The following is a 24895-nucleotide window of genomic DNA, read 5'->3' as shown; positions in this document are numbered from 1 at the left end:
CCGAATTACGTGCCGTAATTCAGTGCCGATAGTGGCGGATGTAGTCGGTGCTCTCGTGGCTCGCCACTTCGCCCCAGGCGAACCAGGCCGAGGGCTCTCGTTTGTCGCCGACGAGTGCCCAGCGTCCCTCTCGCTGAGGGGTGGCCACATCGTTGATTCCGACATGGTCCATATCGGGCATCGCCCCCTTGGGGTCCGGGAAGAATTCCCATTCCGCTCCGGCGCTGGTGCGGATGAGGATGTGCTCGGTGGCGCCGTCGGGGGCCAGCCGGACTTCGCCGGTGATGTCGGTATCCAGCGTGAGTTCACCGCGCTCGTTCGTCAGGAGCGCCATCGCCATTCGGTCGGATCCGAGAATGAAATGGCCGCCGTCGAAGGTGCCGTCGGTGTACACGGTGGCCCACGTGTACCACGTCCGGTGGTGCTGGTCGGGGCGGAACAGCGGATCGTCACCGCTGTAGAGATTCTGCCCGGCCGGCAGATAGGTCTTGTCGAAGGCGATGACGCCCTTGACTGTCTTCCCGAGCGCGGTACCGGACACCTCGTAGAGTTGTGAGACGTACAGCTGGCTGCCCTGCCGGTCGGGCAGGTACCACTGCAGGCCCGGACCCAGCAGGACGCCGGTGATGTCGAGGATTCCCTCCTCCTGCCAGGTGAACCGGCTACCGTCCGGCGCCATGCGCATATCGAACGAATTGCCTTCGGCTCCTTCTGGTTTCGTCCAGACGGCGGTGCCGTCATCGGCGCGCTCGGTATACGACGTCGCGGCGGCGGCGCACAGGTCGTGCTGCAGGCGCAGGGTGTCGGCACCCGCGCTCGACTGCACGAAGAACTTGGAATGCGCGCCGGGAGCCAGCAACCGCAACCACTCCTGGAGTTCGCCGTCCTCGTCCTTGAGATTGCCGTAGGCGAACCGGCCCCACAGGGGCAGACCGAGTAGATCGTCGTGGGACAGCATCTCGGTGGCGCTCGGCTCGTGCGGGCCGAGCATCATCTTGCCGGAAAAACGTCCCGCGATCGGCCAGGGCAGGGCCGCGGCGCTTCCGCTCGCGGCCGGAGCTGTAGCAGTGGGGATGCTTGCCTGTGATGTCGTCATCACATCTCCTTGTTGAATCAACTAACGTTGTTAACCAACTCGGCTAACACTGTAAGTCGTTTGCCATCCGCGCACAACCCCCCTCGGCGGGTCCGGCGGGGGGTGCCGCACACTGGGTGCACCGAGCCGAAGGGGTGAGCTGATGACGACCGAACGCGCGAACGGCCGTTCCCGGATGCCGAACCGCTGGGGTGAGGGTCAGCGGTTGCGCCGGGAAATCCTGGATGCGGCCAATCGTCTTCTGCAGGAGAACGGCCGGCCCGACGAGATCACGTTGCGCGCGATCGCTCGCGAGGCAGGCATCGCGGCACCCTCGGTCTACAACCACTTCCAGGACAAGACCGAGCTGCTGGCGGCGGTCCTCGACGAGGTCTATACGGATCTGGCCGAGGCGATGCGGTTGGCGGCTCGTTCTGTGCCGCAAGGAGATTCGTGGACAGCGCTGCGCGCGGTCATCGACGCGTACTGGCATTTCGCGACCGGGGAACGCCTTCGCTACCAGTTGATATTTCATATGGGGCCCATGCTGCTTGTGCAGCAGGAGTCGGCCGGGCATCCTGCGCTCCGCGTCCTCGAGGTGTGGGAGGACACTGTCGGTGCCTACCTGGGCGACTCCCTGACGCCGGGTGGTCTCACCGCGGTGGAGGCTGCCCGGCTGCTCTGGACCGGTCTGCACGGCCAGCTCGGCGTGTGGTGGGGGCTGTCGCACAACGACCCGAGACGGGCGGTCCAAGACCTGCGCGAGGTCTTGGTACGCGCCCTGTTCGGCCGGTGGTGACATCCGCCCGCTCGCTCTGTCAGCTACCGACGACCTCGGGGTTCTGTGCGAGGTTGCGCTCGACCGCGTTCATCAGCTGCTGTAGTCCCGACGCCGGGTTGAACTCGATCGCGTTCGTCGGCTCGTCGTATACGAGAACGTGTCCGGCCGGGAAGTAATACACCTCGCCCGGCCCGGCCACCTCATCGGGGATGTCGGTACCGGGGTATGTGCATCGCAGCCGGCCGCTGATGATGTAGCCGAAGTGCGGGCACGGGCATACGCCACCGGGCAGGTTCTGGTAGATATCGGTGCAGTCCACTGGGGTGTGGACCGTGGTGAACCCGACCTCCATGTCACCCCAGTGCACGGATCTGAAAGATGAGGCCGCGGACGGCCACCGCCCTCCGCCTCCGGCCGGCAGGTTCTCCAATGTGCTGTGCGGCATGAAATCTCCGTTCGTACCGTGTCGAGAAGGCCGCGCCGGGAGACTTTCGATGGTCTCTGCGCGGCTGCCGCCATCCTCCCTTAAGAGTCATATGATTTATCGCAATTCCGCGAAATTCGGCTCTGTCGCCCTATTCTTGAAGCTTAACCTTTGTATTATTAAACTAAATCGCCCGCGTCGTACCGGATCTCGCCCATGATGAAGGTGCCTCGGACATGCTCGGCTCGCGGATTCAGGAGCGCGTCACGCAGCGGTCGGTCGAGTAGCACCAGGTCGGCCGCATGTCCCCGCTCGATCCGGCGAGCCGCGCCACCGGGGTCGGACAGACGTGACAGCATGCCCCGCAGGGCAATTCGGCCCTCGACGCGCTCATCGGAGCCGAGCACACGGCCGGAGGCGGTGCGGCGGGTAGCCGCAGCGCGCAAGCAGAACCACGGGTCGGGATCGCCGTAGGGTGCGTCGCTGCTGGGTGCGGTACGAATGCCCGCGCGCAGCAGGCTGCCGTAGCGCCACAGGTCGGCTCGATCCTGTGGCTCGGCACGAGCCCAGTAGTCGTCACCGCGACGCGCGACCAGCGTCGGCTGAGTGATCACACGCAGCTGGAGGGCGGCGATTTCGGCGAGGGCCGCGTCATCGGCGACCGCGCAGTGCTCGATCCGGTCGCCCTCACGGTGCCCGGCGTCCCGGAGTGCGGCCAGTGTCAGGGCCAGAGCCACGCGGCTGACGCAATGCAGCGCGACGGATCTGTGTTGTGCGTGCGCTCGGCGGATGCGGGAGACGAGAGTGCCCAATTCCGGAAGGTCATGGTCGGCGACCACGATCTTGACGGGCCCCACCGCGAGCCGCGGGTGGTCTGCCGGGCCGGACGCTTCTGCCATGACCATGACGTGCTGGACGATGTGATCTCCGGCCACGGCGTCGGCCGCGACCGTTGCCGGGCCCGCGTCGGGTGATGCGTCCGCGACATGAGTGATCCCTACGGCCACCAGCCGGCGACTGACCGCTGCCATGTCGGGCCGATGGCCGCCCAGAGTTTCCCGGAGCCAGGAATCGGCACGCCACAACCTCCCTGTCGGTCTGCCCAATTCATCACGTTCGACGCCCGGGTGGTCAGCGGTGTCGGCGCCCAGCTCTCGAAGCGCATCGGAATCGACCACCCACAGCGCTCCCGATCGGTGCTGGACTCGAACAGGGCCGATACATCGCCATTCATCGAGGGAGTAGCGGTCGAGAAAGCCGTGCGTCTCGTCGTCGTAGCCGACGACGCGCACCCAACCGTCGGGGCCGGGGGGGACGCGCGACATCACCGTGGCGAGCGTGGAGCGCGACACTCGCGCGATGTCGAAGGACTCGGCAGCCGCGGCCATCGCGGCCAGGTGCAGGTGGTGGTCGGCCAGGCCCGGAAGGAGGGCGCCGTTGTCGCAGTCGATCACCGTCTCGTCGGGATGCGGTCGCAATATCGGGCCGACTTCCGCGATGAGACCGTTCCGGAGACGACAGTCGCCCAGGCCGTGGCCGAACAGATCGGCTCGACGCAGGAGCAGCGCGGGGACGTCACGCTTCGCGGAGTTCATCGACCAAACCCCAGTGCACTGCGGTGGCGGAGTCGATACGCCGACCGCTCACCATCATCCATGCGGCGCGCCAGCGGCCGATCCTGCGCGTGACACCGACGGTGCCGCCGGCGCCTGGAACGAGACCCATCGTGACCTCGGGGAGTTGGAAGAATGTGTCCGCGGTGGCGGTGATGCGGCCGGCGAAAGCGGCCATTTCGATTCCGGCGCCGATCGCCGCTCCGTGCGTGTGGACGGTGACCTTGTCCCGGACTCGGTCGATGAGCCGCCACGGCGCCCGGTGCAATCGCACGAGGTAGGCGGCGACCAAGTCCGTGGCCGTGCCGAATTCGCTAAGATCGCCGCCACTGCAGAAGATCGGTCCGCTGCCGGTCAGTTCGACCTGTTCCACGGTCTCGTCCAGTGCGGCGACCTCGAGCACGTCGAACAGTTCGTCGCGCAGGCGAAAACTCAGGGGATTGCGGCGTCGAGGGTCGTCCAGTACCACCGACAGCAGCCCGCCGTGACGCGCCGCGGATACGAGCGGGCGTTGCGTCGGTCGCACCGGCTGTGCCGGTTTCCGCGCGGCCGACCACGCGGCGAATTCCTTGCCGCCCAGCAACATCGAGTAGGTGCTCGCTTCGGCCGCCAGCCCTGGGAGTGTGTCCAGCATCGGTGTTTGTCGCAGCAGCTGACCCAGTGCGACGACCGTCTGCGGGAACCTGCCGGCGATATCTTCGATCTCGCCGTACGTGTGCCAGGGGTCGTCCACTCGCACGAGTTGAGGTGCGTCGGCGTCCACGTGGGGGCCGCACAGAGTCCACGCTGTGGCCGAAAGCAAGGGCTCCAGGTCGACGGGCGGATTCGTGGTCGCTATACCGATCGTGAGGGGCAACGAGCGATTCATCGCGGCGGCCGCGCGCGCGATCGCTGCCGGGTCGGCGCCGTGCCACTCTTCCAGGACCAGATGCCGGATTGCGCCGTTCAGCCGGCCGTCCTGCTGCAGGGTGAGGGAATCGATCTCGACCGGGTGCACGTGCCACAGGCTATACGGCTCCGCATCGAGGTGACGTCCGTGCTCGAGATCGGCATTCACGAACATGGAGAGAGTGCTATCGTGTGTCCTGTAATACTAGTCGATCGGCTAGTTCTGTGAGGTTCGAAGCAATGAAACGTACCGATGGTGATGTGATCGTGTGTGACGGATCTATGGATTTTCTCAGCGCGGGGAGCATGATCGTCGGCTATTGCGCCGGTCGGGCGACGTGGTGAGCGGTCCGGACTGTGAAGGCCGGCTGTCACTCATCTGCCGTGACCTCGTCTCTTCGATGGTGATCGGCAGAAACAGGACCGCCACAACTCGGCGCCTCGAAGAGCTTGCGGCTCGCTGGGCGGCCGCCGGCGTTTCGCTGGCGACGGTTCAGTCCGAATTGCGCAAAGGCTTGAATTTCGCTCTCCTGCAGATTCCTCAGCGCGCGACGACGATCCGTGGTGTCGAAGCCATCGTCGACGACTTCGCGGTCGCGACAGCGGTGCTGTCCGAGGTGTATCTCGGCGAGAGATGTGATCCACCGGATCCGAAGTTGCGGCTGCTTACCGCGGCCCTGCTCGCCGGCGATTGGCCCGACGGCCTGGCTCGTGACTGCGGCATCGGCGTAGCTCGATCCTATTGTGTGGTGGCGCTGTCCATTCCGCCGTCCTCGCGTGCGTATCGCCCCGGCTCGACGCATGTCGCGGATCGAATCCGAATCGCGCTGGCCGACCATGGCGAAGGCGTGCTGTCGAGGTTGTCCACGGAGGGCGGCACCGTCCTGTGGCCCGATGCGGGAACCGATGACGTTGCGGCGAAAGCGATTCCTCGTCTGACCGAAGTTGTGGGGGCACCGTTGACGGCGGCCGCGGTCGAAGCCGCGACGACGGACATTCCGCTGGCGGCGCGCCAAGCCCACGAACTGCTCGCGGTAGCGCTCTCCTGCGGCCGGTTCGGACGGCTGTACACCTTCGACGACCTCGCATTGGAATACCAGCTGACCCGCCAGAGCCCGGCCCGTGATCGACTGGCCGCCTTGCTGGATCCGCTCGAGAAGTATCCCATCCTCGTCGACACCTTGCGACTGCACCTGCGTGACAACCTTTCACGACGACGAGTGGCGCGAATGTTGAACATCCACGTGAATACGGTCGACTACCGGCTCAGGCGGATCCGGGAGTTGACGGGCCTGGACCCGTTCACGCCCAGCGGCCAGTGTTACCTTCGCTCTGCCGTCATCGCGCGCATCGAACCGACGGGCCCGTCCGTGTCGACGTAGCCGGGGAGCCGTCGTGTCGCGGGTGCGGGACCGTTACTCACCGAGTTGAAAGAGCCGCCGGGCGAGACGGGGCATGTGATACCGACACCGTTCTCGGCGAACGGTGCCAGGGCCACGTGTGGCCGCCTCCGCTGATGGCGTCGGACACGACCTCGGCTCCGGTCGGTCGGGCAGGGGGATGTCAACGCTGTCACGTCCGCGGCCACCTGGGGTGGGCTCGTTTCGGTTTCACAGCCGTTGCGACCTGCCCAACCAGCGGCTCGGACCGGTTCCCTGCGAGGGTCTGTCTACCGCCGGCGGACCGGTGATTCTCGGAAATGCAAGGGAACCGGCTCGCACCAGGTAGCCGGTCGGGATACCGTGCCATTGTGTTCGACGATGGGCTTGCCGGACTCTTGCGCCGTTGGCTGGAGCCGATCGGCTCGGTGCCGAGCACGGCGACGAAATCGGATGCGGGACTGTCGTGCCCGGTCATGGATTGGGCCGGTTCCGGGGCGGTGGCGTTGTCCGGTCATGCGGATGGCGCACCGGTTCTCGGCCCTGCGGCCCTGCCGGCGTTACTGGTCGACGTGGCGAATGCGTTCGGTGCTCTGGCCGCCTGGACGGGCCGCGACGTCACGCCCGATCCGGCTCGCTTGCTGACAGGTCGGGCGGGTCTGCTGGGATTCACTCGGCGAGGTCACACCTCGGCGGGTGGGGCGACCCGGCTGCTGCGTGCTCGAACAGGTTGGTGCGCAGTGACTTTGGCGCGTGAGGATGATGTCGACCTGGTGCCGGCTGTGGTCGGGAGAGCCGAGGTCGGGGATCCGTGGGACGAGATGTCGGCAGCCGCGTCGGTCGAAGACGCCGGTGATTTCGCGGCCCGGGTTCGCTCACTCGGGATGCCGGCGGCCGCGTTGCCCACCGAGCCCGACTGTCCGGAACGACCATGGCGGGTGACCCGGATCGCGCCACCGCGTTCGACTACCCGGCTGGATCGATCGCTCGTTGTCGATTTGTCGTCGCTGTGGGCGGGGCCGTTGTGCGCGCATCTGCTCGGACAGGCGGGGGCAACAGTGGTGAAGGTCGAGAGCACACGACGCCCGGACGGTGCGCGGCGCGGAAACCCGATGTTCTTCGACTGGCTCCACGCCGGCCATGAGAGCGTGGCCGTCGACTTCCATTCGCCGTCCGGTCGAGCGGTGGTGGCGGATCTGATCGCGGCGGCAGACATCGTGATCGAGGCCTCTCGGCCCAGAGCCCTCGCACACCTGGGTCTGGCGCCCGAAGCGCTCACTCACCGACCGGGGAAGGTATGGGTGAGCATCACCGGCTACGGGCGCAAGCGACCCGAGTGGGTCGCATTCGGCGATGACGCGGCCGTTGCGGGCGCATTGGTCGGCTGGAGTCGCAATCAGCCCGTCTTCTGCGCCGACGCGGTCGCCGATCCGTTGAGCGGACTGAGTGCGGCACTCGGCGTGGCAGCATCGGTCGCCCGCGGCGGCGGCCACCTGATCGACCTGTCGATGAGAGATGTAGCGGCTTCGTTCGCGGCTGCGCCGTATCGGGGTCACGGGATTCACGAGGTCACCCGAACCGGGACGCAATGGGTAGTCGATTGTCCCCGGCTGCGCCGCGGGCAGGCCGTCCTGCCGCCGTTGCCGCCGCAGGTGAGCGCTACCGCTCGGCCACTTGGTGCCGATACCGCCGCGGTGCTGCGCCGGTACTCGATCAATCGCTGATGTCGAGCCCGAGCATGTCGATCGCGGCAACCACGTAGTCCGCCGGATTATCGGTTCCGTCCGAGGTGACCCAGTTGTTCCAGCCGATGAGCGCGGCACTGGATATCGCCGCGGCGAGCACTGTCACGCGCAGACCGTCGGTGTCCGCGCCGGCGCGCCGCGAAAGTTCCGCAGGGACGGAGTCGTCGAGGATGGTTTCGCCCATGTCCTTGGCCCAGACATCGGACGCCTCGATGAGAAGGCGCGCCAACGCGTGCACGCGCGGACGGCTACTGGCATCCACCTCCGACGTCTGCCCGTACGCGGCGCGCAGGGCCGCGACGGCGCCTTCCTGCGCGGGCCGCCCCTGCAGAGCGCTCAGCAGTGCCTCTCGCAACGAACGCCGGTAGCGGCGCAGCACCTCGTCTTTCGTCGGGAAGTACCGGAAGAAGGTGCGTTGCGACATTCCCGCTGCCGCCGCTATGTCATCGACCGACACGGCGTCGTAGCCGCGTTCCAGAAACATCCGAATTGCTATTCGGGCAATATCGTCCTGGATCAACTGGCGGCGTCGAGTTCGAAGCGTCTGGCGTCCCGGAAGCCCTTCGGGCCCCGAGTCGGCGGATCCGGAGGGATCGGGAAGCATACGGCTCCTCGGATAGCGAATGTGCAGTGTCATCGTGGCATCGGCATGCCTGCCATCGGGAGCCTATCCCCATTGACATGAGGGTCATACCATGTCTATTTTGTCAGTCAGTGTCAAGTCGGTGGTGTTCGGCTGAGGTCGCGCCGGGACCACGGCTCGATTCTCGTGCGGGTGTCCGACCCATGCCGCCGGCGAAGAAGGGAAACGACATGCATCCGGGACTTTGTGCCGTCGGCGATCCGAACCGGATTGCGGTTGTAGTGGAACCCGGTGGGCATACTCTCACCTACCGTCAGCTCGATGAACGTTCCAATCAGGTGGCGCGGCTCCTCCGTGCCCGCGGACTCGGCCCCGGCCGATGTCTCGCGATTCTCGCCGAGAACAGGGTGGAGGTTCTCGAACTGGCATGGGGCGCTCAGCGGGCCGGCCTCTACTACGTGTTGGTCAACTCCCATTTGACGCCCTCGGAGGCCGGCTACATTGTCGGCGACAGTGGCGCGGACATGATCGTCGCGTCGGACACTCTCGCCGACGTTGCCGCTGCGGTTGTCGCCGACGCCGCCTTCGCACCGAGCGGCCGTCTGATGATCGGTGCCGCGGTCGACGGCTGGGAGAGCTACGAGGAGATTCGAGACGGTCAACCGGCAACGCCGATCGCCGACGAATGCGAGGGCGACTTCCTGCTGTACTCGTCGGGAACGACCGGCCGCCCCAAGGGCATTCAGCGGCCGCTGCCGGGCGGGCCGCTCGGCACGTATCCCGATCTGCCCGGCCGGTGGCTTCGCGGTGGCCTCGGTTTCCTGCCGGGTGATGTCTATCTCTGTCCCGCGCCGTTGTATCACGCGGCCCCGCTGGGCTGGTCCATGGCGGTGCACCGCAGTGGCGGAACGGTCGTGGTCATGCGGAAGTTCGATCCGGAGCAGGCGCTGGCATTGATCGAGCGTCATCGCGTGACGCACAGCCAATGGGTTCCCACGATGTTCGTGCGGATGTTGAAACTCGATGCGAGTCTGCGCGCTCGGTACGACCTGTCCAGCCTGCGGCATGCGGTACACGCCGCGGCGCCGTGTCCGGTCGAGGTCAAGCGGGCGATGATCGAGTGGTGGGGGCCGATTCTGTTCGAGTTCTACTCCAGCACCGAGGGGATGGGGGCGACCTCCATCACCTCAGCGGAGTGGCTGCGTAAGCCCGGCTCGGTCGGAAAACCACTCATCGGCACGCCGTATGTCACCGACGACCACGGCAACGAGGTGGCGCCAGGCGAAGTGGGGACGATCTGGTTCACCGGTGGCGAGCCGTTCGAGTATCACGGTGATCCCGGCAAGACCGCGGCGACTACCGACAGCCGAGGCGGCGTCTCGGTCGGTGATGTCGGGTACCTCGACGACGAGGGATACCTCTACCTCAGCGACAGGCGGCCGCATCTGATCATCTCCGGAGGAGTCAACATCTATCCGCAGGAGATCGAGGACGCGCTGATCATGCATCCGGCCGTCGCGGATGTCGGCGTCGTCGGAATTCCGGATGCGGAGATGGGTGAGCGCGTCGTGGCTGTCGTCGAACTCCGCGACGGTAACCGGGACGGGACAGCGGCCACCCAGGACATCATCGAATTCGCCCGTTCCCGGCTGGCTGGATACAAAGTGCCACGCGAGGTGCGGGTCACCGAGGAGTTGCCCCGCACCCCTACCGGCAAACTGCGCAAACACGACTTGCGAGCGTGGGTCCTCGCCGACGGCCCGGCGGATCACTGACGTGACGGTGCGATACGACAATCTCCGGTTCTCATCCGCCGAGGGAATCGCGGTGGTGACTCTCGACCGACCGGAACGCCGCAACAGCTGGACCGTTCCGATGATCCACGAGATGTCGGATGCCCTGCGGCGCTGCGACAACAGCGACTCGGTGCGCGTTGTCGTGATCACCGGGGCCGGGGATACCTTCTCGGCCGGCGCGGACCTGGACGATGGGCCGATCTCCTCACCCGGTTCGGACGAACGGCCCGACGAGATACTGCGTGAGCTGGTGACACCGAACGATGTGCGCAAACCTGTCATCGCCGCTATCAACGGAGACGCGATCGGTATCGGCCTCACCTCGAGTCTGCTGTGCGATCTGCGGATCGTGGCCCGCGACGCGCGGCTTGCCATACCGATGACCCGGCTGGGCGTCACCCCCGAAATGGGGGCCCACTGGATACTGCCGCGAATCGCCGGCCATGGGGTAGCCAGTGATCTCCTGCTCACCGGTCGCCGCATCGATGGTGCCGAGGCCGTCCGCCTCGGGGTCTGCAACGAATGTGTCGACCGTGGCGAGGTCCTGCACAGGGCGATGGATATCGCCCGGGATATCGTCGAGAGAACCGCGCCCCGGGCGGTAGCCGCGAGCAAATATCTGCTCGCACATTCACAGGGAACCGACTTTCGCGCATCGCGTGCCTACGAGACCGAAATGTTCATGCGCTTGGCAGCGGAGCCGGACGCCGCGGAGGGTGTTGCCGCATTCCTCGAGAAGCGCCGGCCCCGCTGGACGGGAAACGTGGGTGCGGACCCGGTATGACGAGTCGCTGGTGGCACCAGCTCGTCACACCGGGTCCGCGGTGCGCAGGATCGGATTCACTCGCGGGCGATGTCGATCACGACCTTGCCCAGCACGCGCCGGTCGGCGACGTACCGCAGCGCCGCGGCCGTCTGGTTCAGATCGAATCGCGCGCCGATATGCGGGCGAATCAGCCCTTGCGCCAACAGGTGTCGAAGCTCCTGCAGGTCCGAGCGGGATTGCTCGGGCGCATGCTCGGGGAATGTCCGCATTTCCATGCCCATGACGGTCACCCCTTTGAGCAGGATGAGATTCAGTGGCAGTGCGGGAATCGTCCCGGAAGCGAATCCGAGGGTCACGAAGCGCCCGCCCCGGCGCATCGAGCGGAGGCAGGGTTCGGACAGGCTTCCCCCGACCGGGTCGATCACGACATGTGCGCCACCGTTCGTGGCCTCCCGGATGCGCGCGCGCAGATCTTCGGACGAGTAGTCGATCGCCGCTGTGGCCCCGCGGTCACGACACCACCGCGCCTTCTCGGCAGTGGAGACCACGGCGACCGTTTCCGCCCCGAGTAATCGGGCGATATCGAGCGTGGCAGAGCCCACCCCGCCGGCGGCTCCGAGCACAACCACCCATTCACCGGGCTGGACAAGGGCAACCGATCGGAGAGCGTGCAACGCGGTCTGGTACGTGACACCGCTGGCCGCCGCTTCGGCATATTCCATGCCGGCAGGGATCGGCATCACCTCCTTGGCCGGCAGCACCGCCTGCTCGGCGAACGCACCACCGCCGGGAAGCAGTCCGTACACCCGGTCACCGACGGACAGGTCGCTGCCGGCTCCTACGCTGCGGACCACGCCGGCCAGTTCGGCTCCGGGAACATACGGCAGCGGCATCGGGAGTTGATATTTGTTCGCGATCAGCAGCACATCCGGAAAATTGACCGCGGCGGCGTGCACGTCGACGACGATTTCGCCTTCTCCGGCAACGGGATTCGGTAGTACCGTCAATTCGACGTTCTCCGGTGGCCCGTACCGGTGACAGATGGCCGCCCTCATGACGTCACCGACTCCTCGGCGGCCTGTTCGGCGAGCGCGTCGGCATATCTCGATCGGGCCGCCTCGATCCGGGCCGGCAGCCACTGCGTCGGCAGATCGGCCGGCGCGGGCTCGTGCTCGCGGAGAATGAGCCGCGCCGCGGCGCTCACATGGGACTCCGTCGGCCCGTCCCAGATGCCGTACCCGGGGGCGAGCAGCCACATCTGGCCGAACGGCATCTCGTTCGAGAGTCCGAGGGCACCGTGCAGATGCATGGCACGTTGCGTCACGTCATGAGCGATCCGGGCGGACAGCACCTTCGCCACCGCGATGTCGCGGCGGACCTCGTGGTTGTATCCGTCGCCGTGGTCGATACGCCACGCCGCGCGCATGACGAAGAGCCGGAACTGTTCGATCTGGGCGTAGCTCTCCGTGATCGCCTGCTGCACGAGTTGCTGGTCGGCGAGCGGCCGTCCGCGCAACACGCGGCTCAGAACTCGTTCGCAGGCCATGTCGAAGGCGTATTTGGCCTGTCCGACCGCACGCATCGCGTGGTGGATCCGGCCGCCGGACAGGCGTGTCTGCGCGATCTCGAATCCGCGGCCGCGTTCGCCCAGCAGTCCCTCCGCCGGAACGCGCACCCCGTTGTACCGAATCAGCGCATGGTCCATCGCCTCCTCCGGCTCGCCCATATATCTCGTGCGGCGAACCGTCTCGATGCCGGGAGTGTCGCGGGGTACCAGGAACATCGACATGCGCTGGTGCGGATCGGCGTCGGGATCGGTCACGGCCATGACGATGAGAAAGGCCGCATCCTCGGAGTTGGAGGTGAAGAACTTCTCACCGGTGATCACCCAGTCGTCACCGTCCGCGACAGCCGCACACCGGAATCCCAGCGGGTCGGCGCCGCCTTGCGGCTCGGTCATCGAAAAGGCCGAGAACAGTTCGCCATCGAGGAGCGGCTGAAGGTAGCGCCGCTTCTGTTCGGGAGTTCCGTAATGCGCGATGATCTCGGCGTTGCCGGTATCAGGCCCCTGTACCCCGAAGATCGTCGGGCCCCAGGAGAAGGGCGAGATGATTTCGTTGATCAAACAGAGCTTGACCTGTCCGAAACCTTGCCCGCCGAGTTCCGGGCCGAGATGACATGCCCACAATCCTCGTTCGCGCACCGCGTCCTTCAGCGGGTCGATCACCTTCTTCAGCCAGGGGGATGGCTGCTTGTGATGATGATGCGGCCACAACAGGTCGAGGGGTGCCACCTCCTCGGTGACGAAGGCGCGGATCCACTCGAGCTGTTTTTCGAACTCCGGCTCGGTGCTGAAGTCCCACATGGTTATCTCCTCAAGACATCTGGCGATATGCGCCGCCATCGACGCGGATCAGGGTGCCGGTAACGAACGCCGAAGCGTCGGACGCGAGCCAGAGCGCGGGCGCGACGAAGTCGTCGGGAACTCCTATGCGTGCCAACGGGACTCCGGCCACGGCGGCCTCCCGCATCTGCGGGGACCACGCGGTGGCGATATCGGTGTCGACAGCGCCGGGCAGCAGGGCGTTCACACGGACCGACGGCGCGAATTCCCCGGCGAGACCGATGGTCAGCGCGTTCAGTCCCGCCTTCGCGCACGCGTACACCAGCTCCGATGCCGAGGGGCGCAGCGAACCGATGGTGCTGATGTTGATGATCGAACCGCCCGACGCCGCGGCCATCTGCTCGCCGAGCAGGACGGACAGCCGGAACGGGCCCTTCAGGTTGACCCCGGAGACTTTGTCGTAGTAGGCCTCGTCGATCGTCCGCAACCCGCCGTGCGGCGGCGACATCCCGGCATTGTTGACCAGAATGTCGCAGCGGCCGAATTCGTCCAGTACCGCCTGCGCCAAACGATCACTGTCTTCCCATTTCGCGGCGTGATAGGCCACGGGCAGAGCGCGCACGCCGTACGTCGTGGTCAAGAATTCGGCGACCGCCGCACAGTTGTCCAGCTTGCGGCTGGCGATGACCACATTCGCACCGGCGGCGGCGAAACCCTCCGCGACGGCGCGGCCGATTCCGCGGCTGCCGCCGGTGATGACAGCGACCTTGCCGCTCATATTCCGTTCCGTCACTGTCGTTCTCCACGCGCGAAGCTCGCCGAGGCGCCCATCAGGCGAGGGACCAGATCGGCCATCATATTGTCGGAGTCGGGCACACCCGCCGCATATTTGCGGGCGTACATGCCCTCGAGGATGACGGCGAGTTTGAACAGGGCCAGGCACTCGTAGTACGGCAGCGCCGACAGGTCCCGACCGGACCGCTCGGCGTACCGGGCGGCCAATTCGGCGCGGGTCGGGTAGTGCGACGTTCCGCCGGCTTGCGCTTGTAGCACGGGTTCCTCGCCGGGGTTGGTCCACCGGGCCAGCAGGTGGCCGATGTCGAGCAAAGGATCGCCGATCGTGCCGGTGTCCCAATCGATGATGGCGGCCAACCGGGCGGGCGCATCCGGTGCCACCATCACGTTGAACGGACTGTAGTCGCCGTGCATGAGAGCGGGTTCGCTCATCATCGGCCGGTTGCGCTCCAGCCAGTCGGTCACGAAATCCAGCTCCGGCAGGTCGCGCACGCGGTATCGCTCCAGCTGAGCGAGCCACCGCGGGACCTGGCGTTCGAGGAAGCCCTCCGGTTTCCCCAAACCGTCCAGGTCCCGGGCGCGCCAGTCGACCGCGGCCAGCTCGACCAGTCCGTCCACATAGGCCTCCGCCAGCCCGCGCCGCAGCGCGCTGTCGCTGTGGAACGGCTCGGGCAGTTCGAAACCGGGGGTGAATCCGTCGATCTTGTCCATGATCAGAAACGGTGCGCCGAGAACCGCGCGGTCGTCGCACAGCAGGCGCGCGGTCGGATGCGGAACCGGCGAACCGTCCAGCGCCCGCAGGATCCGATATTCGCGGGTCATGTCGGAGGCGCTCTTGTCGTTGAGCACCGCCGGAGGCCGGCGCAGCACCCATGACCGGTCGCCCCGGCGCAGTTCGAAGAGCGCGTTGGCGACTCCGACCCCCGCTCCCAGCCGGTGTGCGACCAGCGGAACATCGGGGTCGCCGAGGCGATCACCCAGCCACTCCTCGAGTGCACGCATATCCAGTTCCGGGTCGGCTACGGCGTTACCCACGGACACCTCCTCAAACCATTGTCAACGTCAGTTAGAGACTGTAGTGTCAGTCACCGACAAACTCAACGGTTACTGTCAACTAGTGCCGTGATTGCCAGGTGATGGCGATCACGGCGACTGTCAGGATGAGATGGAACGCTTACGATGAGTCGCCACGTGTGCCGCTCGGCCTCCGACCTGCCGTGCACATCCGAACCGGGACCGCATACGCCCGTGTTGTCCCGTTACCGTCCGTCGCCCGGGAGTTGGTGGCCCGACACCGGGCCGCCGGGGCGGTACGCGGCGATCAAACGCCGGATTCGGCCGTTATCGTCGAGTGTGGCGTGGTCGATCGCCATGGGGCCGGCATCGTCGGGTGCGTCGGCACTACAGATTTCGAACACGACGCTCGTACCGGAGACGATGACCGAACCCACACGCGCTGATACCGGAGCTTGGGAAAACAGATTCGTGTAGAAGCGCTCGATGTCCGCGATGCCCTCGACGCGGCCGAAGGGGTGAAGCAGTGTCGCATCGTCGGCGAACAAGGTGCGAATGGCGTCGAGATTCGAACTTTCGATCGCGGTGATGAAACGTTCGGCGAAGGTGTCGATATCCGGAACGGCAGGGTCGCTAATCGGAGGCTCGATGATCGCTTCTTCGTCTGCGGCCTTCACGAGAGCGGATGCCAACGCGCTGATCGACAGGTGGCACAGGAGGCGGACCGCGGGGCCGATCAACGGGAATCGGCCGGTGAATCGTGCCGTCCACGACACGTGGCTGCCCGCGCCGTCGGGTGAGATGCGAACGCATCCGTCGTAGTTGCTCACCGGTAGGCCGCGATTGATCGTATAGCGCTGGAGATGTGGCGGCTGTGCGTCGACAATTTCTTCATCGACGCCACCGATATGGCGGATCGTGCCCACGGCACCGGGTTCGGAGTTGCCGAATGTCGACACCGTCGCACCGTGAACGATCCGCGGCGCCCATCGGGGCCAGCCGGCGATATCGGTCAGGAGTCGATACACGACTTCGGGTCCGGCGGAGGAATGCCGTTCGATTCGAATTGCTTGTTCGCGCATGTATATATCCGTTCTCGGGAGTTCCCTGCCGCGAATGCGGTCGGCTCGGTGGTGATCAACATTAGATCATATAGTTAGATGTATATCCTCTATCTCCGTCGGTTGTTCGGAAAGATCTTGCTAAGTTCCCCGAAAACAGTCATATTATTGAGCTTAACACGTACTATCGAACCGACCCCACGTTGAATGGCTGCCGCTGCGGCGCTTCAGATCTGTGGCGTCCGTGTCGGCAGCTGCCGCTCGGCGACGAACCCTTCGCGTCGAGTATGCAAAGAATCTCAGGAAGTGAAACATGTCGGATGTCAAGCAATCGGCACCCTCGGTGTCGTTCGACCACCATTCCGTCGAGTACGCGAGCAACTGGCGTACCATTTATTCCGACTTGCGTTCGGCATGTCCCGTGGCGCATTCGGACAGTTATGGGGGCTTCTTCGTCCTGAACCGGTATGAGGATGTCGCGAATGCGCTGAGGGACGATGACCTCTTCGCGTCACGTCATGAAGTGGATCCCGATTCGCCGTTCGGCGGAATCACCATCCCACCCAATCCGCAGGTCTCCACGCCGATCGAAATGGACCCTCCGCAGTACACCCCGTATCGGAAGTTGCTGAACCCTTGGTTTGCGCCGTCACGGGCGGCGACGTACGAGCCGTTCATTCGTTCGGTGACGACCGCGCTGCTGGACGACGTCATCGAGCGCGGGGAAATGGACTTCATTTCGGATTTGACCAGCCCGGTTCCGGCGCTGCTGACCGCTAAATTCCTGGGTCTGCCGCTCGAAGATTGGCGGCTCTACTCCGACGCGTCCCACCATATCGTCGCGTTTCGGCCGGATACTCCGGAATTCCAGCAGGCGGTAGCGGAACTGGGTGCGGTACTGCAGCGATGCATGATAACCGCGACGCAGCGGAGGGAAGAGCCGCTGGATGATCTGATCAGCGCGATCGTGACGGCCGAAGTGGACGGCGAAGTGTTGTCCGATCAGCGGGTGATGGAAATCTGCACCTTGTTGATCGTGGGGGGAAATGACACCACGACCGGTCTACTCGCTCACGCGTTCGCCTGGCTGTCGCGTAATCCGGACCAACGGGACCGGCTGATCGCGGATCCATCGCTCATTCCATTGGCCGTCGAGGAATTCCTGCGGTACTTCAGTCCGACTCAGGGGCTGGCGCGGACGGTGACGCGTCCCACCGAAATCAGCGGGTGCCCTATCCCGGAGGGAGCACGTGTTCTGCTGTCGTTCGCGTCGGCCAATTCGGATCCCGAGATTTTCGACCGGCCGGACGACGTCGTCATCGACCGCTTCCCGAATCGTCACGCGGCATTCGGGCTCGGTCTGCATCGGTGTCTCGGTTCCAACCTGGCCAGGCTGGATATCAGGATCGTGCTGGAAGAGGTGCTCGCGCGAATTCCGGACTTCCAGGTGGATTTCGATCGGGCCCGGTCATACGACAGCATCGGAATTGTCAACGGCTGGGACAGTATGCCCGTGACCTTCACGCCGGGCCCGCGGATCGGTAGCGACTTCACCCTGTGAGCCGGCCGCTCCGCGCGGCCACGGAATCCCTATTCGTGAGGGATCGTCAGAACCCCCACGGATAGGGATGTCACCACCAATTCGCCGTTCTGGTCGCGATACTCGGTGATGAGTTCGGAGAATTGCAGACGGCCCGATCGGCCGTTCTTCTCCCATGTCCGGCCGTCGCGGGTCGAGGTGGACAGCACATCTCCGACCCGCACCGGCCGATGGTAGGTGTAGTGCTGCTCGGCGTGCAGACCACCGCGGCCTTCGGGCATCGTCCCCGCGTCGGCGGCGGAACCCCACCAGGGGCCCACGCCGGGACGCATGGGGAATTCAGGATCGAATTGGGCTGATGCCTGTACGAAGGTCGGCGGCACGGCCACGTCGGTGGTGTCTGCGCCGGCCTCCGAATCCGGATATCCCACGGCGCGCCGGAATGTGAGAACGTGTCCGGCTTCGACCGGGAAACGCGCAGCAGTCATGGGGGAGCCCTCCATTCGATGATTCACAACCCCTAAATTAGCATAAATATCTATCTATTTCTGAGGTTGAGACTTCTCCGCGGGCTCGGCGACTCTGTGACCGGCCGGCTGTGACGTCATCTGTTCCTGCGAATGATGCTGCGGCAACGGCGTTCCAGCAGAACGACCGCGACACCGAAGAATCGGAAGGCCGGGTTGGTGGTCTGCTTGTGGTGGTAGCGGTAGTAGATCTGTTGGCAGATCACCGCGAGCCGGAACAGTCCGAAGACTTCGTAGAAGGCCCACTCGCGCTCGGTCAGGCCGATTCCGGTTCGGCCGCAATAGTATTCGACAACCTCGCGGCGGGTGAGCATCCCCTGGGTGTGGGTCGGCTGGCGGCGGAAGAACTTGAATGTCGCGCTGTCGTCGGCCTGCACCCAATACGCGAGGGCGCTCCCGAGGTCCATCAGCGGATCGCCGATGGTTGCCATCTCCCAATCGAGCAGTCCGATCGGCTCCGTCGGTGTGGTGCGATCGAGAACGATGTTGTCGAATCGGAAGTCGTTGTGAATGACAACCGCGCCATGATCCGGAGGCTGGTTGTCAGTCAACCACGACATGACGGATTCGAACGAGCCGACATTCCAGGTCTTGGCCTGCCTGTAACGTTTCGACCATCCGGACACCTGACGCGCGACGTACCCGGGCCCTTTGGACATCCACAGCAGTCCGGCGCTGTCCGGGTCGATGGTGTGCAGGTCGACGAGCACGTCGAGGACATTGACGCACAGCCTGTTGACCTGTGCCGGAGTCAGGTTCAGATCGGACGGCAGATCTTTCCGGGGAATCACACCGTCGAGTCGTTCCATGAGATAGAACGGGGTGCCGATGATCGCCGGGTCCTCGCACAGCGCGACGGGCGCGGGCGCATAGTCGAAGACCGGCTCCAATGCCGCTTGGACGCGATATTCCCGAGCCATGTCGTGAGCGCCTTCGGCCCGATGCCCGTTCGGCGGCCGCCGCAGAATGAGGTCGCGGTGCGGGTAGTGCAGCAGATAGGTCAGATTCGATGCGCCGCCGGAGAATTGGTGAACCTCCGGAATTCCGGTCAGTTCGTCGTCGGTGGCCGCCCGCAACCAGGCCGCCATCGCGTCGACGTCGAAAGCATCTTCGGAGCGAACTGCGGCCGCGCCGGCGGCGGTCGATGCAGGTGAGCGTGTCATGTCAGCTTCCTCACGATCGATAGTGGCAACAGCTTCATGGCAACGGCGAGCGGCACCCAGGGCCAGCTCGGGACGTAGGCGGTGGATTTCCGCGACTCGATAGCGCGCACCATGGCCGCGACACCCGGCTCGGTGTCGACCATGAACTTCGTCCGGTCGGCAGCCGCGGCGTTCATCTCGGAACGGATGTAGCCGGGGCAGATCAGCGACACATCCACCCCGGGAATGCGTTCCGAGCGCAACCCTTCGGCCAGCGCCGCGACGCCCGCTTTACTTGCCGCGTATGTGGTCATCGAGCGGCGCATGCCGCGCACGGCAGAAAAGGACGAGATCAACACCAGGTGACCGCGGCCCTGCGCTCGGAAAATCGACAGGGCATATTCGCTCTGCGACAGCGCCCCGACGAAATTCGTCATCGCGGTGCGGCGGTTGGCGGCGTTGCCGCCCGTGCCGAGCGCGGCGCCCACGCCGCTACCGGCGTTGACGATGACCCGGTCCAGGCTGCCGAAGCTCGCGCGGAACTCCTCGAATACCGAGTGGACGGCGTCGTCGTCGGTGACGTCGAGAGCGGCGATTTCGATCCTGCGGTCCGGATGGGTCTCGAGAATCTCGCTGCGCAGCGCGGCGAGACGATCGGTCCGGCGCGCGCACAAACCGAGGTCGTAACCCAGCGCGGCGAATTGGCGGGCCATCTCCTCGCCCAACCCGGAGCTGGCTCCGGTGATGACGATGGTTCCCTTGCTCATTGTGTGGTGGTCCTCTGTTCTATTTCCGGTGCTTGGCAAGTTCGAGCCGTCCGACGAGGTCCAGATGCACCTCGTCGGGACCGTCGGCGAGCCGGATCGCGCGGGCTGTGGACCACGCCGCGGACAACGGGACATCGTCGGAGACGCCGGCGCCACCGTGAATCTGCATCGCGAAGTCGATGACTTCCTGCGCCATGGTGGGGACGTGGGCCTTGATCTGGCTGATCTCGCTGAGTGCGCCGAACGCGCCGACGGTGTCGAGCTTCCACGCGGCATTGAGCACCAACAGCCGGGCGGAATCGATGGCGATGCGTGCGCGGGCGATTCGCTCGCGATTGCCGCCCAGGTTCGCCAGCGGCTTGCCGAACGCGGTGCGATCCAGACCGCGACGGCACGCTGCTTCCAGCGCAGTCTCGGCGAGACCGATCAGCCGCATGCAGTGGTGGACCCGGCCCGGGCCCAGCCGTCCCTGTGCGATTTCGTACGCGCGGCCGGGGCCCAGCAGAATATTCTCCGCGGGCACACGCACATCGGTGAACGAGACCTCGCCATGGCCGAACGGCTCGTCGTAGCGGCCCATCGCCGGCAGCATCCGCTCGATCTTGACGCCGGGCGTGTCGACGGGGACGAGCACCATGGTGTGGCGCCGATGTCTGTCGGCCTCGGGATCGGTCAGCCCCATGAAGATGATGACCTCGCAATCGGGATGCCCGATGCCGGTCGTCCACCACTTGCGACCGTTGATCACGACCTCGTCACCGTCTATCACGGCTGTGGCGGCCATATTCGTCGCGTCGGAGGAGGCCACCCCGGGCTCGGTCATCCCGAAAGCCGACCGAATGGTGCCGTCGAGCAGCGGGTCCAGCCAGCGGTCGCGCTGGGCTTGGTTTCCGTATTGGAGCAGGACCTCCATGTTCCCGGAATCCGGCGCGTTGCAGTTGAATACGTAGGGTGCGAGAAAGGAACGCCCGGTGAGTTCGGCGATCGGCGCGTAGTCGCTGTTGGTCAGGCCCGTACCGCCGTCGGTGCCGAAGCGTGCCGCGTACTCTCCCGCATGCGCATAAGGCAGAAACAAATTCCACAACCCCTCGGCGCGCGCCTTCGAGCGGAGTTCGGCGAGCAGCGGCAGCGGGGTCCACGGATCGCCATCGCCTTCTCGCAATGCGGCCAGCTGCTGGTGATAGGCCCCCTCGACGGGTGTGATCTCTTCGTCGATGAAACGCTTCACCCGCTCGATCAAATCGGCGGCGCGAGGGCTCGGTGCGAATTCCATATGTCCTCGATTCGGGTGTCTGTGACGAGATGCCGATGACCGTCCCCTCCGGCCGTGCATGCCTGGAGGGCGCGTGTGGCACACCGGTTTCCCGCCGTGTCCCTCTCAGTGTGAACGGATGCGGCCCCAGATCGCATAGGCGATTGCACGCGAGTCGCTGTGCGCGAGCACAAGGCTGATCGGCTCGCGGAGGCCGCTTCGTGCGCGCGCCTCAGATCAGCGCGATATGCGGGTTGGCCGAGCAGTACGGGCCGGCCTCGGGGCCGGTGGCGAAGCCCCGCAGCACGGTCGCGGTGGTGTGCCGGATGGCTACTTCCCGCTCGTTGTCGGCGACGCAGGAGAGGGGACCGTCCACGATCAGCGCGGCCAGGCCGTGGACGGCGGCCCACGCGGTGAACTCCGCGCCCGGGCGCTGGCGGATATCCATGAACCCCGTCTCGACCAGAGTGTCGAGGGTGACGGCCAGCAATCGGAAGATCGGATCCTGGTGGATGTCCTTGTCGACGTAGTGCTCGACGGCACCGAATGCGGTCCGGAACAGGCCGCGTTCACGACTGGCGAATTCGATGTAGGCGCGGGCGATGGCGGCCAGGTGCGAGATCGCGGTGGCGGTTGGGTCGCCTTGGTCGGCAACGGCTTTCATGGCGCCGTCGATCGCCTGGAACAGCACCCGGGCAGCCTCTTCGTGGACCGCCGCAAGTAGTTCCTCGTGCCCTTTGAAGTGGCGATAGGCGGCGGTGGCGGTGACTCCCACCGCACGGGCCGCCGCTCGGACGGTGACGGCCGTGGGACCACCCGCCTCGGCCAGTTCGGACGAGGCGCGCACCAGAGCATTGCGAAGGTCGCCGTGGTGGTACGAGCTTTCGCGGACCTGCCGCCCGGTTGATGATGCGCCGGTGCTCGCCACTGTGTCGGAGGTCGCCATACCTCGATGTTGACACTAGTCAACATAGCTGGCAAGTTAACACCCATAAAGTTCACGTCCGTAAACATTTTGCCGCGCATTCGAAGGGAGTCATTGATGAGCGGATTACTGGGACGGCTGGGCGGTTTCGCCTTTCGCCGCCGTCGATTGGTCCTCACCGTCTGGGTAGCCGTCCTGATAGCTCTCGTCGGCGGTGCGGCCGTCGCAGGTGGCAAGCTCAACGACCGGTTCACCGTGCCGGGCACGGAATCCCAACGGGCACTGGACACGCTGAGCACCACCGCGCCGGATGCGGCCGGCGCGACCGCACAGCTGGTCTTCACCGCCCCTGCCGGTCGTGCCATCACCGAGCCGGCCTACCAACCGGCCATCCAGCGCTCCCTCGAATCCGCAGGCGCCGCACCCGGGGCGGTGGGCGTATCGGCTCCGCAGCAGGCCGGTCTCGTTTCCGCCGATCAGCGGACCGCGGTGGGTGTCGTGCATTTCCGCGGAGATCCGTCGCAGGTCGACAAGGACGCCCGCACGGTCGTCGAAGGTGCGGCCGATCCCGCCCGTGAGGCGGGACTCGATGTCGCCGTGGGTGGTTCCATCTACCGGGGCGGCGAAATGCAGCCGGGCATGACCGAGGTGCTGGGCCTCGCGGTCGCCGTCGTGGTGCTGTTCATCACCTTCGGGTCGCTGCTGGCGGCGGGCATGCCGTTGCTGTCGGCCCTGATCGGTATCGGGACCGCGGTCGGTGGGCTGCTGGCGGCATCCGCGGTGGCGTCGGTGTCCTCCACCGCAATGACCCTGGCCCTCATGCTGGGTCTCGCCGTCGGCATCGACTACGCCCTGTTCATTCTGTCTCGGCACCGGGCCCAGCTGGCGACGGGAATGTCGCCCGCAGAATCGGCCGCGCGGGCGAATGCGACCGCCGGCGGCGCGGTGGTGTTCGCGGGCACAACGGTGATCATCGCCCTGGCCGCGCTGACCGTGATCGGCATTCCGTTCCTGAGCGTCATGGGGCTGGCGGCCGCGGGAGCGGTGCTCGTGGCGGTCGCCGTGGCCACGACTCTGCTGCCCGCGCTGGCCGGCTTCGCCGGTGAGCGGTTGAGGCCCCGCATCGGATCGCGGGCACACACGCGAGCGACCGGCGCGGGTGCGGACAGCATGGGTGCGCGCTGGGCCCGGCTGGTGATTCGGCGGCCCGTGGTGACCGTGGTGACGGTGGTGGCCGCTCTGGGACTGATCGCCGCCCCGGTGGTCTCGCTGCGTGAAGCCTTGCCCAACAACGGGTCCGCGGCCGAGAGTTCCGGCCAGCGCCAGGCATACGACACCATCGCCGAGAAATTCGGGCAAGGATTCAACGGGCCGCTGGTGATGGTTGTCGACGCACCCAACGGCGGCTCCGACGCCGCGACCGAGGCTGCGGCTGCGGTGCGGACGTTACCGAATGTCGCGTTCGTCGCACCGCCACAGCCGACGCGGGCGGCCGGGCAGTCCGTAGTCGTGGTCGTTCCCGCGACGGCTCCCGAGTCGCAGGAGACCTCCGATCTGGTCCACGCGATACGCGACGACGTGGCCCGCGCGGTCCCGGGTGCCGATATCGCGGTGACCGGAGATACCGCGGTGACGATCGACGTCTCCGACCGGCTCGCCGCTTCGCTGCTGCCGTTCATCGGCATCGTGGTCGGACTCAGTCTGCTGTTGCTGGTCGTGGTGTTCCGGTCCATCGCCGTGCCGGTGAAGGCAACGGCTACCTTCCTGCTCTCGGTGGCGGCAGCCCTGGGCGCAACGGTCGCGGTCTTCCAATGGGGTTGGGGTGCGGACTTTTTCGGAGTCTCGCGCACCGGGCCGGTGGTGAGCTTCCTGCCCATCATTCTGGTCGGAGTGCTCTTCGGTCTGGCCATGGACTACCAAGTGTTCCTGGTCTCCGGCATCCGCGAGCAATGGGAGCGGACTCGAAACGCTGCCGATTCGGTTGTCGAGGGCACCCGCCACAACGCCCGGGTGGTAACGGCAGCGGCGACGATCATGGTCGTGGTCTTCGCCTCCTTCGTGCCGACCGATGACGCGGTGGTGAAGCCGATCGCGTTCGCCTTGGCGGTGGGGGTCCTGGTGGATGCCTTCGTGGTGCGGTTGACACTCGTGCCGGCGATTCTGGCGCTACTCGGCAAACGGGCGTGGTGGCTGCCGGGCTGGCTGGACCGCCGCCTGCCGAAGGTGAGTATCGAAGGGGCACAGGACGAGGACGCGCAGGAGCGGCGAGAGCTTGTGTCCGCCTGAGCGGTGCTGTACGAAGGCCCGGTGGTCGGCGACCACCGGGCCTTTGCGACGTCCGCGGGTCCGGGCTATATGTGTCGCCGCAGAGGTATGACGGCCCGGATTGACGGAATCGCGGTACATTGAGGTCCTGGTAGAACCCGTACGTGCGGTTCGGGTAAGCGCATCGCCTCGCTGAAAGCAGCTTCGTCCCGC

Annotated in this window: 22 protein-coding genes; 7 read left to right on the top strand and 15 right to left on the bottom strand. The window is 65.8% G+C overall.

Features of this window, described 5'->3' with window-relative positions:
* Nucleotides 1-19 precede the first annotated feature (19 nt).
* Complete coding sequence (locus IRT45_RS08885; RefSeq protein WP_194805391.1) at nucleotides 20-1096, bottom strand: hypothetical protein; 1077 nt, start codon at nucleotides 1094-1096, stop codon at nucleotides 20-22.
* Between the two features lie 142 nt (nucleotides 1097-1238).
* Here IRT45_RS08885 and IRT45_RS08880 point away from each other — a divergent pair, with 142 nt between their 5' ends.
* Nucleotides 1239-1874, top strand: coding sequence for a TetR/AcrR family transcriptional regulator (locus IRT45_RS08880; protein ID WP_194805390.1), 636 nt, complete (start codon nucleotides 1239-1241; stop codon nucleotides 1872-1874).
* Nucleotides 1875-1893: 19 nt separating this feature from the next.
* Here IRT45_RS08880 and IRT45_RS08875 read toward each other — a convergent pair whose 3' ends face one another.
* From IRT45_RS08875 to IRT45_RS08865, 3 genes are all read right to left on the bottom strand, one after another.
* Complete coding sequence (locus IRT45_RS08875; protein WP_375540073.1) at nucleotides 1894-2223, bottom strand: hypothetical protein; 330 nt, start codon at nucleotides 2221-2223, stop codon at nucleotides 1894-1896.
* A 236-nt stretch (nucleotides 2224-2459) separates the two neighbouring features.
* Entirely contained in the window at nucleotides 2460-3875 is a 1416-nt protein-coding gene (locus IRT45_RS08870; RefSeq protein ID WP_194805388.1) for an amidohydrolase family protein, read from the bottom strand.
* Nucleotides 3856-4956, bottom strand: coding sequence for an enoyl-CoA hydratase/isomerase family protein (locus IRT45_RS08865; protein WP_194805387.1), 1101 nt, complete (start codon nucleotides 4954-4956; stop codon nucleotides 3856-3858). The genes IRT45_RS08870 and IRT45_RS08865 overlap by 20 nt, the downstream gene beginning before the upstream one ends.
* Before the next feature lie 226 nt (nucleotides 4957-5182).
* Here IRT45_RS08865 and IRT45_RS08860 point away from each other — a divergent pair, with 226 nt between their 5' ends.
* Together IRT45_RS08860 and IRT45_RS08855 are read left to right on the top strand one after the other, a co-directional pair.
* Nucleotides 5183-6163 carry a CdaR family transcriptional regulator gene (locus IRT45_RS08860; protein WP_194805386.1) on the top strand — a complete coding sequence of 327 codons (981 nt, stop codon included), beginning with the start codon at nucleotides 5183-5185 and terminating at the stop codon, nucleotides 6161-6163.
* A 368-nt stretch (nucleotides 6164-6531) separates the two neighbouring features.
* A complete protein-coding gene (locus IRT45_RS08855) occupies nucleotides 6532-7884 on the top strand; it encodes a CoA transferase (RefSeq protein ID WP_309240858.1) in 1353 nt (450 codons plus the stop codon).
* Here IRT45_RS08855 and IRT45_RS08850 read toward each other — a convergent pair.
* Nucleotides 7874-8389: a TetR family transcriptional regulator gene (locus IRT45_RS08850; RefSeq protein ID WP_194805534.1), complete on the bottom strand. Its 516-nt coding sequence runs from the start codon at nucleotides 8387-8389 to the stop codon at nucleotides 7874-7876. The genes IRT45_RS08855 and IRT45_RS08850 overlap by 11 nt on opposite strands.
* 302 nt (nucleotides 8390-8691) lie before the next feature.
* Between IRT45_RS08850 and IRT45_RS08845 the strand changes: the two genes are divergently transcribed.
* Nucleotides 8692-10263, top strand: coding sequence for an acyl-CoA synthetase (locus tag IRT45_RS08845; protein ID WP_309240857.1), 1572 nt, complete (start codon nucleotides 8692-8694; stop codon nucleotides 10261-10263).
* Nucleotide 10264: 1 nt separating this feature from the next.
* Entirely contained in the window at nucleotides 10265-11068 is an 804-nt protein-coding gene (locus tag IRT45_RS08840; RefSeq protein WP_309240856.1) for an enoyl-CoA hydratase/isomerase family protein, read from the top strand.
* A 56-nt stretch (nucleotides 11069-11124) separates the two neighbouring features.
* On the opposite strand, the gene IRT45_RS08835 is transcribed toward IRT45_RS08840, so the two are convergent.
* From IRT45_RS08835 to IRT45_RS08815, 5 genes are all read right to left on the bottom strand, one after another.
* A complete protein-coding gene (locus IRT45_RS08835; RefSeq protein ID WP_194805384.1) occupies nucleotides 11125-12105 on the bottom strand; it encodes an NADPH:quinone oxidoreductase family protein in 981 nt (326 codons plus the stop codon).
* On the bottom strand, nucleotides 12102-13415 hold the full coding sequence (locus IRT45_RS08830) for an acyl-CoA dehydrogenase family protein (RefSeq protein WP_194805383.1): 1314 nt from the start codon (nucleotides 13413-13415) through the stop codon (nucleotides 12102-12104). The genes IRT45_RS08835 and IRT45_RS08830 overlap by 4 nt, the downstream gene beginning before the upstream one ends.
* A gap of 10 nt (nucleotides 13416-13425) precedes the next feature.
* Nucleotides 13426-14172, bottom strand: coding sequence for an SDR family NAD(P)-dependent oxidoreductase (locus tag IRT45_RS08825; RefSeq protein ID WP_194805382.1), 747 nt, complete (start codon nucleotides 14170-14172; stop codon nucleotides 13426-13428).
* An 11-nt stretch (nucleotides 14173-14183) separates the two neighbouring features.
* Nucleotides 14184-15224, bottom strand: a complete 1041-nt coding sequence (locus IRT45_RS08820) for a phosphotransferase family protein (protein ID WP_309240855.1) — start codon at nucleotides 15222-15224, stop codon at nucleotides 14184-14186.
* Between the two features lie 224 nt (nucleotides 15225-15448).
* The gene (locus IRT45_RS08815) at nucleotides 15449-16285 is read right to left on the bottom strand and encodes an SRPBCC family protein (RefSeq protein ID WP_194805381.1); all 837 of its coding nucleotides are present in this window, start codon (nucleotides 16283-16285) and stop codon (nucleotides 15449-15451) included.
* Between the two features lie 292 nt (nucleotides 16286-16577).
* Here IRT45_RS08815 and IRT45_RS08810 point away from each other — a divergent pair, with 292 nt between their 5' ends.
* A complete protein-coding gene (locus IRT45_RS08810; protein WP_194805380.1) occupies nucleotides 16578-17825 on the top strand; it encodes a cytochrome P450 in 1248 nt (415 codons plus the stop codon).
* A gap of 29 nt (nucleotides 17826-17854) precedes the next feature.
* On the opposite strand, the gene IRT45_RS08805 is transcribed toward IRT45_RS08810, so the two are convergent.
* The 5 genes from IRT45_RS08805 to IRT45_RS08785 form a co-directional block, all read right to left on the bottom strand.
* Entirely contained in the window at nucleotides 17855-18292 is a 438-nt protein-coding gene (locus IRT45_RS08805; RefSeq protein ID WP_194805379.1) for a MaoC family dehydratase N-terminal domain-containing protein, read from the bottom strand.
* Nucleotides 18293-18408: 116 nt separating this feature from the next.
* Nucleotides 18409-19494, bottom strand: coding sequence for a phosphotransferase family protein (locus IRT45_RS08800; protein WP_194805378.1), 1086 nt, complete (start codon nucleotides 19492-19494; stop codon nucleotides 18409-18411).
* Entirely contained in the window at nucleotides 19491-20240 is a 750-nt protein-coding gene (locus tag IRT45_RS08795) for an SDR family oxidoreductase (protein ID WP_194805377.1), read from the bottom strand. The genes IRT45_RS08800 and IRT45_RS08795 overlap by 4 nt, the downstream gene beginning before the upstream one ends.
* A gap of 19 nt (nucleotides 20241-20259) precedes the next feature.
* Entirely contained in the window at nucleotides 20260-21513 is a 1254-nt protein-coding gene (locus IRT45_RS08790; protein WP_194805376.1) for an acyl-CoA dehydrogenase family protein, read from the bottom strand.
* A gap of 211 nt (nucleotides 21514-21724) precedes the next feature.
* A complete protein-coding gene (locus IRT45_RS08785; protein ID WP_194805375.1) occupies nucleotides 21725-22438 on the bottom strand; it encodes a TetR/AcrR family transcriptional regulator in 714 nt (237 codons plus the stop codon).
* 96 nt (nucleotides 22439-22534) lie between these two features.
* Between IRT45_RS08785 and IRT45_RS08780 the strand changes: the two genes are divergently transcribed.
* Complete coding sequence (locus IRT45_RS08780; RefSeq protein ID WP_194805374.1) at nucleotides 22535-24703, top strand: MMPL family transporter; 2169 nt, start codon at nucleotides 22535-22537, stop codon at nucleotides 24701-24703.
* The last annotated feature ends 192 nt before the right edge of the window (nucleotides 24704-24895 follow it).

Source organism: Nocardia sp. BSTN01 (assembly GCF_015354405.1).
GTDB lineage: Bacteria > Actinomycetota > Actinomycetes > Mycobacteriales > Mycobacteriaceae > Nocardia.
Note: the sequence above shows the minus strand (reverse complement) of the source record. Positions and strands in the feature narration are given on the sequence as shown.